Source organism: Flavobacterium sp. FG19 (assembly GCF_057809475.1).
The window spans coordinates 74136-85444 of the sequence record NZ_JBMDKA010000027.1 but is presented as its reverse complement, the minus strand read 5'-3'; the positions used below and the strand labels follow the sequence as shown (position 1 = coordinate 85444).

At 35.7% G+C, this 11309-nt stretch carries 9 protein-coding genes; 5 read left to right on the top strand and 4 right to left on the bottom strand.

The features are described 5' to 3' along the window. Window positions 1-410 precede the first annotated feature (410 nt). Window positions 411-1931 carry a carbohydrate-binding domain-containing protein gene (locus ACODST_RS22315; protein WP_488934300.1) on the top strand — a complete coding sequence of 507 codons (1521 nt, stop codon included), beginning with the start codon at window positions 411-413 and terminating at the stop codon, window positions 1929-1931. A 289-nt stretch (window positions 1932-2220) separates the two neighbouring features. Here ACODST_RS22315 and ACODST_RS22310 read toward each other — a convergent pair whose 3' ends face one another. Then, the gene (locus ACODST_RS22310) at window positions 2221-3066 is read right to left on the bottom strand and encodes a helix-turn-helix domain-containing protein (protein ID WP_488934299.1); all 846 of its coding nucleotides are present in this window, start codon (window positions 3064-3066) and stop codon (window positions 2221-2223) included. Between the two features lie 275 nt (window positions 3067-3341). On the opposite strand from ACODST_RS22310, the gene ACODST_RS22305 reads away from it, so the two are divergent. The 4 genes from ACODST_RS22305 (at window position 3342) to ACODST_RS22290 (ending at window position 8894) form a co-directional block, all read left to right on the top strand. Next, window positions 3342-4985 carry an alpha-L-fucosidase gene (locus ACODST_RS22305; RefSeq protein ID WP_488934298.1) on the top strand — a complete coding sequence of 548 codons (1644 nt, stop codon included), beginning with the start codon at window positions 3342-3344 and terminating at the stop codon, window positions 4983-4985. 328 nt (window positions 4986-5313) lie between these two features. Then, entirely contained in the window at window positions 5314-6750 is a 1437-nt protein-coding gene (locus tag ACODST_RS22300) for a serine hydrolase (protein ID WP_488934297.1), read from the top strand. Window positions 6751-6941: 191 nt separating this feature from the next. Further along, window positions 6942-8039 (top strand): S41 family peptidase, encoded by a 1098-nt coding sequence (locus ACODST_RS22295; RefSeq protein WP_488934296.1) that lies wholly within the window; start codon window positions 6942-6944, stop codon window positions 8037-8039. A 114-nt stretch (window positions 8040-8153) separates the two neighbouring features. After that, on the top strand, window positions 8154-8894 hold the full coding sequence (locus tag ACODST_RS22290; RefSeq protein WP_488934295.1) for a carcinine hydrolase/isopenicillin-N N-acyltransferase family protein: 741 nt from the start codon (window positions 8154-8156) through the stop codon (window positions 8892-8894). Window positions 8895-8914: 20 nt separating this feature from the next. On the opposite strand, the gene ACODST_RS22285 is transcribed toward ACODST_RS22290, so the two are convergent. The 3 genes from ACODST_RS22285 to ACODST_RS22275 form a co-directional block, all read right to left on the bottom strand. After that, window positions 8915-9823: a helix-turn-helix domain-containing protein gene (locus ACODST_RS22285; RefSeq protein WP_488934294.1), complete on the bottom strand. Its 909-nt coding sequence runs from the start codon at window positions 9821-9823 to the stop codon at window positions 8915-8917. A gap of 73 nt (window positions 9824-9896) precedes the next feature. After that, entirely contained in the window at window positions 9897-10349 is a 453-nt protein-coding gene (locus tag ACODST_RS22280; protein ID WP_488934293.1) for a DUF2147 domain-containing protein, read from the bottom strand. Window positions 10350-10365: 16 nt separating this feature from the next. Further along, entirely contained in the window at window positions 10366-11181 is an 816-nt protein-coding gene (locus tag ACODST_RS22275) for an oxidoreductase (RefSeq protein ID WP_488934292.1), read from the bottom strand. Between the last annotated feature and the right edge of the window lie 128 nt (window positions 11182-11309).

Below are 11309 nucleotides of genomic sequence, written 5' to 3'. Positions count from 1 at the left end.
CCTTTCTTTTAAGAATCCTCATCATTTATTTGTTGAGGATTTTTTGTTTTATAATACTTCCTCTGGGTAAATTCCAAAATCCATCCAAACTCCAAATCCCAAAATTCCAAATCCCAAAATTCCATATTCCAAATTCCAAATTTCAAATTCCAAAATCCAAAAACCGAATCGCTTTAAAAGACTTTATAAATGAGTTTTATTTTTATATAATTTATTGATTCTTTACCACTAAATAATCTGCATTCACCTCATTTTGTTGTTGAAGTTGTTGATTACACCTATTATTGCAGGTATAACTTTATAAGTATATTGGTACATTGGCTATTATAATGAGAATCTGCTCGTAATGATATTCTTGTGACCTTTATTAATGCTTATTTACAACTTCAAATTTTAAATACCAAATAATTATGAATGCAAGAACATATTTCTATTTCGGTCTGATTTTAGGCATTTTTGCGATTTCCTGTTCAAAGGATAATGATACTGACGAGGAGGAAAATACTATTACAACTGATAATCCTGTTACGATTAATGCGGAGGCTGCAAAAGGAACCGCAGAAGGCTCGTCAGAAACAGGGGCAAATGAAGACGATATACTGGCTAATTCAACCTTTGATTCTACAGTAAAAATAACATTTAACGGTACAGGTGCGATGGTAGAGAATGCAGTAACAGGAGTTACTATTACCGCTTCTGGTGCCGATGTTACAATTAATTCTACTGCTTCCGGAGTAGCATACGAAATAACAGGGAGCACGACGGATGGAATGCTCAAAATATATAGTGATAAAAAGTATAAGCTGACCTTGAACGGGGTTTCTATAAAAAACAATGACGGACCGGCTGTCAATATCCAGTCAGGTAAACGTGCATTTGTTGTATTGAGCGGAATAAACACATTAGAAGACGGAACCGTTTATACGGCATCTACAGAAGATCAAAAAGGCACTTTTTTTAGCGAAGGACAGCTTATTTTCCTGGGTGACGGTTCTCTAACAATTACTGCTAACAATAAACATGGTATTGCAGCAGATGATTATGTACGTGTTCAAAGTGGTACAATTACTATAACTAAAGCATCTTCAGATGGAATTCACACGAACGATGGCGTTTATATTGACGGTGGTAATCTTGTTATAAATGCGTCTAGTGATGGTATCGAAGCAGAAGAAGGGCCTATTATCATTAATGACGGAACTATCACTGTGAATGTTGCCGATGACGGAATAGTAGCTTCATACGATACAGATGACACAATTGATCCCTATGTGGTCATAAATGGCGGCACAATTACAATTACGACTACAGGTGAAGGTGGTGAAGGAATAGAGAGTAAAAGTGTTTTGACAATAAACGACGGGGATATTTACATCAAAGCGGTTGATGATGCTATCAATGCAGCTGATGCCATTTATATTAATGGAGGGAATATAGTGGCCTATAGTACAACTAATGATGGTATCGATTCTAATGGGACACTTACTGTAACCGGAGGAAGAACTTTTGCTATAGGAGCTAAAAGCCCGGAAGAAGGTTTTGATTGTGATAATAATACATTTAAGATTACAGGTGGACTGTTAGTTGGAGCCGGAGGAGCAACCAGTTCACCAACGGCAGGCGTATCTACTCAGGCTTCTGTTATTTTGGGCAGTGGAAATGCAGGAACTATTTTTAGTGTTTTAGATAGTGATAATACAGAGGTAATGACATTCAGGTCACCTGTAAGTTTTACTACATTATTACTTTCCGGAAGTAAATTCAGTTCGGGTAAAACCTATAAATTGGTTACGGTTGCTGCTACAGCAAATGCTTCAGATTTTAATGGTCTCTATTTAGGAGGAACTTTTACCAACCCTACACTATCATCCAGTTTTACATTGACCTCCATGGTTACTAAAATAGGTGGAAGTACAGGTCCGGGAAGATAATTAAGTAAATTCATTTTTAAATATATTTAGGAAGAAGTCCATGCCTGATTGGGTGTGGACTTTTTTTGTTGTTAGATATTACTTTTTTTGTTTCAAAAAAGCATCAGATTGAAAGATTGTTATGGAGTTATAGAAAAGTTTCCTGTGTGATGAGTTATAGATTGGGATTGTAGTTGTTTTATTCTTAAGAAGCAAAATATATTAAAATTGGTGAAGATTAATTTTACTTTGCAAGAATGAGCGGATAAAAAACATCTTTTATACTGTTGCCTGGAAGTGCATCGTATCTTTACTTCAGGTATTTATTTTGATTACGATAATCCCCAGGAGTAAGACGTACTATCTGCCTGAATATTTTTGAGAAATGCGGCATACTTGAAAAGCCGGTATCTATTGCAATTTCTAATAAAGACTTATTGGTAGTTGCAATGAGATACTGAGCTCTTTCTATTTTCTTTTCGTGTATGTAATGTAAAGGTCTCTGACCGGTATGAAGCAAAAATTGTTTTGAAAAATAATCCTGATTCTGATTCACCCGTTTTGATAAATGGGAAACGGACAGGTTCTCATTTAAATGCAGCTGGATGTAACTTATGGTATCCAGAATTTTAGAAGATGTAATCTGAGACTGGTCAGCTTTAAAGCTTTTGGCATTAAGAAATTTAGAAATTAATAGAAAAAGGATCCCCTGATTTTCAAATTTAACCGCTATTTTCATGGTATCATTTAGAGATTGATATTCCTTATAGTAAACGGTTTTTTCGTATACCTCTGGGTTGTCAGATCTGTTAATTCCTCTTCCCGGATTATTTTGCAGCATCATTTTTATGAGCGTTACATCCAGTTCCTCTGCCCTTAATTTAATAACATTTCTATTACTACTGAATAAAGAGGTTCCGTCTGGAGATTCTTCAAAAAACTGAATAAAAAACTGGCTTAAATACGCATTGCAATTCAAATTACAGGTTGTAAAACTGGGAATAAGATATAAGTATCCTGGTTCTAAAATAAAATCGCCACTGCTGTCTGAAACGGTACCCATTCCTTCATCAATATAATATAAACGAAAATAAGGGCTTATAACATTGTTAAAATTCCAATGCTGATTAAGTTTTACATAATCAATATGTAACAAGGAAAAAGAATGTTTAAAAGTGTTTTTGGACATAATGATTTAAAATCGTTTTTGAATAATAAAAAATCGTTTTTGTATAAAAAATTAAAGTTTAGCTACGTTACATTTGTTTGTGCCGTTTTTAAAATGAGCATCAAATAAAGTTAATACTAAAATTTATAGTCTGTAAATATAGGATTTATTAAAATATTTAAGATTTAGATTTAAAATTAACTAAAATACGATTTAAAACTGAATAGTCGGAAATGTATAAACTATAATTAAAATTATAGAAGATGAACAGAAGAAATGCTTTAAAATTGGGCGCAGCGGCTCTTGCCGGATTTTATTTGTCTCCTTTACTGGGACGTACATCAATATTGAATAAGCCTTTAGCGGAAGGACCGTTTGAACCTAATTGGGATTCTCTGGGTAAATATCAGGTTCCGGATTGGTTTCGTGATGCCAAATTTGGTATGTGGGCGCATTGGGGACCTCAATGTGAACCGGAAGCCGGCGATTGGTATGCGAGAGAAATGTATATGGAAGGGTCTCGACAATACCAATTTCATATTGATAAATACGGACATCCTTCTAAATTTGGTTTTAAAGATATAATCCATGTCTGGAAAGCGGATAAGTGGAATCCGGAAGAATTGGTTACTCTATATAAAAATGCCGGTGCCCGCTATTTTATGGCTATGGCCAATCATCATGATAATCTGGATCTTTATGACAGTAAATACCAGCCTAACTGGAATTCGATACAAATGGGGCCTAAAAAAGATATTATTGGCGGATGGGAAAAAGCGGCCCGAAAAGCAGGACTTCCTTTTGCTGTAAGCGTACATGCCGCACATGCATGGAGCTGGTTTGAAACAGCACAAAGATCTGATACAAAAGGGGATTTTAAAGGAATTCCGTACGATGGTAAACTGACTAAAAGCGATGGAGAAGGAACCTGGTGGGAAGGTTTAGATCCCCAGGAATTATACGCACAAAACCATGTGTTAAGCGAAAACAGCCTGGATAATGGGGCTATACACAGTCAGTGGAACTGGGGAAATGGAGTTGCAGCCCCCTCTAAAGCCTATATAGAAAATTTTCACGACCGGACTATAGATTTGATCGAAAAGTATAATCCTGATTTGGTTTATTTTGATGATACAGCATTACCATTCTGGCCGGTTAATGATGCCGGATTACGCATAGCAGCACATTTATACAACAAAAGCCTTAAAAAGAATAAAAGTGTTCAGACAGTTGTTACAGGTAAGATATTGAATGAGCAGCAGCGTAAAGCAATGGTCTGGGATATTGAAAAAGGACAAAGCAATAGTATAGAACCTTTACCCTGGCAGACTGATACCTGTATTGGACACTGGCATTATGACAGAGGAGTCTATGAGAGTAAAAAATACAAATCGGCCAAAACCGTCATTCATACTTTAATAGATGTTGTGAGTAAAAACGGCAACCTTATGCTGAATATTCCGGTAAGGGGAGATGGAAGTATCGATGAACTGGAACGGGCAGTCGTTGAGGAAATCGGACTCTGGATGAAAGCAAATGGTGAAAGTATTTACGGAACAAGACCATGGAAAATATTTGGAGAAGGTCCTCAGCAGGAAAGCGCCGGTGCATTAACAGCTCAGGGATTTAATGAAGGAAAAGGTAAACCTTATAATGCCGAGGATATTCGTTTTGTGCAAAAAGGAAAAATCCTTTATGCTACGGTCATGGAGTGGCCGGAAAATGGTACCGCTGTTATTAAAAGTTTAGGAAAAGCAAAGCCGTATTATAGCAATAAAATAACACAGGCAGTACTGGTAAGTACAGGAGAAAAACTGAAATTTAAGCAGACTGAACAAGCTCTGGAAGTATATTTTCCTGATCACAGACCTGAAAAATCATATGCTAATGTGCTGAGAATTTTGTAATTATTTTTATAGACGAGGTTTAGATCTTAATACAAAATCATTCTCTGAAATAATTCTGGTTTTGTGAAGAAAATAGTTAAAGTAATTTCAGGATTCATTTTTTATGTAACACTTTTAAAATCGGTTAAAAACAATACTAAAATTTTTAGATTGATTAAAATTAAACCTTTACAGGTTTTTAAATTCTAACTCTGTCAAACAGCTGCATCAGGGAATAAAATCAAAGAAATGAATTGAGGAACTGTTTAAGCTTTATATCAGGAGATGGAGGTGGTGTTTAATGCTTAAAGAATTTTAAAAGAAAGAGTATAATTTAAACCTTTATAAGATGAAGAATATAATACTTGTAGTTTTTTTTTCTTTTTTTAATCTGCCAATATCCGCTCAGGAAAAAGAAGTAGATTTTATTATTAACAGAGAAATGCGGGAACGTAAAATTCCGGGGCTCCAGATTTCGGTTGTGAAGGACGGAAAGACGGTTTTATGTAAAAGTTATGGTATTGCAAATGTTCAGGACAATATACCTGTTACTAATCAATCTGTTTTTGCCATTAATTCGATTACAAAAGTATTTACTGCCGTTGCCGTGATGAAACTTATGGAAGAAGGAAAACTGAATCTTTCAGAGCCGGTAGCAGGATATTTAGATTTTTATCCGCCCAACTGGGATTCATCTGTTACTTTAAAGCATTTACTGACCCATACTTCAGGACTTCCTGATATGCTTAAAATTCTGGACAATAATACAGGAAGCGTCGGCAGTCTAAAGAATGAAGAAGGAACTTGGGAAAAACTTAAAAGTATGCCTATGGATTTTAAGCCGGGAGAAAGATTCAGTTATAATCAGACCAATGCTTACTTATTAGGAAAACTGATAGATAAATTTTCCGGGAAACCTTTTGCGGAATATTTTTATGAGCAGCAGTTTAAGCCTTTAGATTTAAAAAACACCCTTTTTGGTGATTCCCGTGATGTAATCCCCAATTTCGCCCCAACTTATTTTTGGAGAAAGAATCTGGACGGCAGGGAGCTAAAAACAGCAGTACTAGTTAATAATTACTATGAATTTCCTTATTTTAGAAGAGCTGCGGCAGGTTTAAACAGTACAGCTGAAGATATGGCACAATGGGTGCTGGCTTTACAGCAGGGAAGGCTGCTTCATAAAATATCTCTGGAAATGATGTGGTCCCCATGGCAGTTTAATAACGGAAAAACAACTCCGTGGAGCTTAGGATGGGGGATGAATAAATTTAGAAAAAAGCATAGAGCCGTAGGAATGTCCGGCGGCGGAAGGTCTGCTTTTCTGCTTTACCCGGAAGATAATCTTGCGGTTATTGTTTTAACCAATTTAGGAGGCAGTTATCCCGAAGATTTTCTGGAAGAACTTGCCGGAATATATAACCCCGAAATTGTAAAAGCAGATCCTGTTACTAATTTAAGAGTTGAACTTAGAAAAACTGGTTTTGCCAATGCGATTCCTTTTGCAAAAAAAGAAATAAAAACAAATCCGCTTTTTACCCCTGATGAATTCGAACTAAATGAATGGGCATACAGAATGATGGCAAAAGGGCAGGATAACGAAGCATTGGAAATTTTTAAGTTAAATGTTTATCTGTTTCCTGAAAGCTGGAATGTTTATGACAGTTATGGTGAAATCCTGGTAAAAACAGGAGATAAAAAACAGGCTGCCGCCATGTATAAAAAATCCCTTGTACTGAATCCCGAAAACGAAAACGGGAAGAAAGCATTAGAGCAACTTCTTTAAATTAACTTGTAGTTTTCAAACGGTATACCTGAAATTGAAATTTGTAAAGCGAGAACAATTGCGGCAGATTATTTTTTTTAGTTCCATGTATTTCGCTTTTGTACTATTTTAGAGTAATGTTTGTGTTTATTTTTATTTTTGTATTCATCAGTTAGTTAACCAAAGGAATTAAGGATATAAAAGCTAAAAAAATGTATAGAAAAGCGGTTGTTTTTTGTCTGTATATGTGGTATGGTTTCGTTTATTCGCAGAACCCTGCTTCTGAAATACAGGACAATTCTCTCTCAACGCCCGAAAAAACATTTGAAGTATTCTTGAAGACATTTGATGATAATTATGCATTTTTCGAAATGAAGAATATGGACTGGAAAGCAGCTTATAAAACATATAGACCTACGGTGAATTCAGAAACCACAAATGACAGCCTGTTTTCCGTGCTTTCCAGGATGGCTGCTCCTTTGTTTGATGACCATGTAAATATTATTATTCCAAATGAAAGACAGTTTACAGCTCAGAAGCCTTCCGTATTTTTAAAAGAATTCCCTACGAAATCTGCTCAGGATTCTTTATGGAAGGCTGTAAATTCGACATTATATAAAAATGGATTTGCCTCATTAAAATCAACTGGACCTGACTATAAAGGAAAACCTCTTTTTTATTATTCCAATTCCGATTTGTATGGTTACATCCGAATTGGAAGATGTTTTACCTCTTCTGAAACAGAAGACGAACCCAAAACGGATGCTGATTCTGCAGGGAAACTGCTGGATTCAGTTTTAAGGAAAATTAGCAATTCGAAAGCGCTGATACTTGACCTTCGTTCGAATATTGGCGGAAATGATGAATTTGCTTATGCCGTAGCGGGACGTTTTGTAAAAGAAAAAAAAATAGGGCATTACAAACAAACAAGAATAACAGGAACTCAAAAATATACCTCTTTAGAAAAATGGTATATAAGCCCTCAAACAAAAATGCCTTATACTAAACCGCTTTTAGTGCTGACAAATGATCAGACAGCAAGTGCCGGAGATGTTCTGGCCATGATTTTAAAAGCACTGCCGCAGACAACTCTTATTGGTGAAAATACATTGGGGATTTATTCTGACATGTATGGTTTTGAACTCCCAAACAAGTGGCTTGTATCCTTATCAAATCAAAAATATTTTTCTTCCGAAATGATATATTATGAAGGAAAGGGCACCCCTGTAAATATCAGGGTTAGAAATACAAGGCAGAACCTTAAGACAATGGAAGATCCTGTAGTGTGGAGAGCTTTACAGTATTTTTAATAAAAGATAGAATGAAATCTTTAACAGTATTTAGAAGGTAAAAATATGAAAAATCTTAAAACTATATTATTTGTACTACTGGCGTTTTTTTGCGCAAAAATCAACGCTTGTACCATGGTTTATTATATAGACAGTAAAACAGGTAAGATATATTTTCTGAACAATGAAGATTACTGGTATGATGTTAAACCCTATATTCAGATCACTCCGGGTTCTAAGAAGGAATTGGGAAGAATTTGGTACGGATGGAAAAATTTCGGGCAGGGAGGCGTTAATGAAAAAGGACTGGTTATTGATGGTGCGGTAACACCTGACCAGGTGATTCCTTCCGGATACAATTCTCCAAAAGGAAACATTACAGATGAAATACTAGCTAAATGTAATACAGTTGATGAAGTACTGCAATTTTTAGAAGAAACAAAAACAGCTTTAAAAAATGCCCATATTTTATTAGGAGACAGAAATGGTAAAGCTGTTATTGTAGAGTGGATAAATGGCGTGCAACGAATTGTTGAAATAAAGAATAATCGTCTTGTCGCAACCAATTTTCATCTTTCGGACTCTGAGAATATAATAACCTGCCCCAGATATTCGGCGGTACAGCAGGGTTTAGACGAACTGGATACTAAAGAAGGAAACGATTTAAAAGCCGTGGGCAGTGTACTGGCCAGAGCTGTTCAGCTGCCTCAGACTAATTCTGAAGGTAAAACGGCAGGTACTTTATATTCTACTTTTATGGACCTGACTGATATGAAGATGGTTTTAGTTTATAAACTGGATAATTCTAAAATTCAAAAAATTGATATTCTGAAGGAACTGCATACCGGAAAGAAGCGGGAAATTAAATTAGAATAATATGAAGCGTTTTTATTATATCAGTTCAAATTTCTATATTCTTTAGGGGCATATCCGGTTTTAAGTTTAAAAAGTTTGCTAAAGTATTGAGGGTACTCAAAACCAAGAGCATAAGCAGTTTCTGCAACCGAATTGTTGGTACTTAGAAGAATATTTTTGGCTTCTTCAATCAAAAAGTAATGAATATGGTCCTGAGCATTCATTCCGGTTTCTTTTTTTAAAAGATCAGTTAAATAGTTGGGAGAGAGATGTACTTCGTCCGCTAAATATTTAACTGTTGGGATCCCTGTTTTAGTTTTGTTCTCAGAGCTAAAATAATCTTTTAACAGGGACTCAATTTTAGTAATAATATCTTTATTGGTACTTTTTCTAGTTATAAACTGACGGCCGTAATAGCGCGAACAGTAATTCAGTAAAACTTCTAAATTGGATACAATAAGGTTCTGGCTGTAACTGTCGATATTCTCCTGAAGTTCATTCTCAATTTTTAAGACACAGTCATAAAGAATCTGCTTTTCTTTTTCTGAAAGGTGCAGGGCTTCTGAAGTTTCGTAGGAAAAGAAGGTGTATTCCTTAATTTTTGCTCCCAGAGAGGTGTTTCTTATCAAATCAGGATGAAAGAAAACGCCCCATCCCATCATATCTTCCCGTTTTTCAATTTCAGTATCCATAGTGAGAACTTGTTTGGGAGCAATGCAGATCAGGCTTCCATCCTGAAAATCATAGTTCTGCCTTCCGTATTTTAAACCGTTGATACAGTAATTTTTAAACATAATAGAATAAAAATCACAGCATATACGGGTTCCTTCTTCTACATATTCGTCTGATTTACTAAAATCGATAATAGCAATTAAGGGATGATGTGTTTTTCCCTGCCGGATGAACTTGTTTATATCTGAAATACTGTTTAAAAGGATAACCGGTTTCATTATAATTTGTTTTTGTACTGTGTGACTAATTTACAGTAATAAAGATACTGTTTATGAAAAGAAATAGGCTAATTTACTGTTTATAGCGATGCCAGGTTACGGTTTTACCCAGAAGAGAAATCCCCAGAAAACCTCTTAACGAGAGTTTGTCATTTTTAATCCATGCCTTGCAGGTGTAAGTATCCCCGCTTGGCGGATCGTAAATTTTACCATCAGTGTATTGTTCACCATCCCATTTTAAATTGGTCAGACTTATTATCCCGATAATATTTCGGTTTCTTAACTGCGGATTTGGGTTTTTCAGATCTTTTTTAGAAGTAGTTCCGTCTTTTTCAACGATAAGATTTCCCCATAAAAGTTTTGCGCAATAATGGTCTCCATTTTTAAAAAATTCCATACGTACATCTTTTTTATCGGATTCCCAGAACCCGATAATGCTCTTTTCAGTATTTTGTGCCTGTAGTGTAGGAAACGTGAAGAAGATTAATAACGATACTAATGTAACTGTTTTTATAAGCTGTTTCATTTTAATAGATTTCATTTTACATCTGGCTCATTACAATTTTATCAAACAATCTGTCGCCCAGATACGTTCTCATCCAAACCATCGGTTTTGCAAATTTCCCAACTCTGTAACGTGTTTTAGGTTTGCTGCTGTTCACAATTTTTACAATGGTTTTTGAGATAACCGATGGCTGGGAAGAACCATTTCCTTCAGCTGCTTTTTTGGTTCCTTCGATTATTTTATCCATTACGTTTTTATAAGCACTTTGTCTGGTAATTTTAGAGAAATTATCCAGTAAAACAGATCCGAATTCGGTGGCTATAAATCCGGGTTCCAAAACAACAACATGAATGTTAAAAGCTTTCAGCTCCAGTCTTAAGCAGTCACTTAAACCTTCTACGGCATGTTTGGAGGCATGGTACCAGGCTCCCATCGGGAAGTACATTTTACCGCCCATCGATGACGTATTAATAATAGTTCCTGAATTTGCCCGGCGCATATGAGGAACAACTTTTTTTGTAACGGCTGCTATTCCAAATACATTTACTTCAAACTGCCTTCTGGCTTCATCAAGCGGGATATCCTCTACAGAACCGTAAAGACCGAATCCGGCATTATTCCATAAAACATCGATTTTTCCCTCTTTCCTGATAATGAAATCAACTGCCTGCTGTATTTCAGATTCACTGGTAACATCCATCTCTACGGGATGTGCCCCTAATAGTTTTAGATCCTGCATTAAATTGATTCTTCGCGCAGCGGTATAAACAGAATGCCCCTGCATAATTAGTGCCTTTGCTGTTTCTTTTCCCATGCCGGAACTTGCCCCGGTTATAAAAATTACTTTTCTCATTTTTTAATGTATTTAATTATGAGGCAAAGTTACTCGCAGCGAATAGCAGCAAATGAATACAGATTTCAGATTGTTGTATAGTTTTCTAAGATTATGGCAAACAACAGCAGTAGTTAGTATCTGAAAAA

What these genes read in the sequence shown, in the direction of transcription:
- ACODST_RS22290 (WP_488934295.1), top strand. Translation starts at nt 8,154, where the DNA reads ATGGTTTATTATATAGACAGTAAAACAGGTAAGATATATTTTCTGAAC.
- ACODST_RS22300 (WP_488934297.1), top strand. Translation starts at nt 5,314, where the DNA reads ATGAAGAATATAATACTTGTAGTTTTTTTTTCTTTTTTTAATCTGCCA.
- ACODST_RS22275 (WP_488934292.1), bottom strand. Translation starts at nt 11,181, where the DNA reads ATGAGAAAAGTAATTTTTATAACCGGGGCAAGTTCCGGCATGGGAAAA.
- ACODST_RS22280 (WP_488934293.1), bottom strand. Translation starts at nt 10,349, where the DNA reads ATGAAACAGCTTATAAAAACAGTTACATTAGTATCGTTATTAATCTTC.
- ACODST_RS22305 (WP_488934298.1), top strand. Translation starts at nt 3,342, where the DNA reads ATGAACAGAAGAAATGCTTTAAAATTGGGCGCAGCGGCTCTTGCCGGA.
- ACODST_RS22315 (WP_488934300.1), top strand. Translation starts at nt 411, where the DNA reads ATGAATGCAAGAACATATTTCTATTTCGGTCTGATTTTAGGCATTTTT.
- ACODST_RS22285 (WP_488934294.1), bottom strand. Translation starts at nt 9,823, where the DNA reads ATGAAACCGGTTATCCTTTTAAACAGTATTTCAGATATAAACAAGTTC.
- ACODST_RS22295 (WP_488934296.1), top strand. Translation starts at nt 6,942, where the DNA reads ATGTATAGAAAAGCGGTTGTTTTTTGTCTGTATATGTGGTATGGTTTC.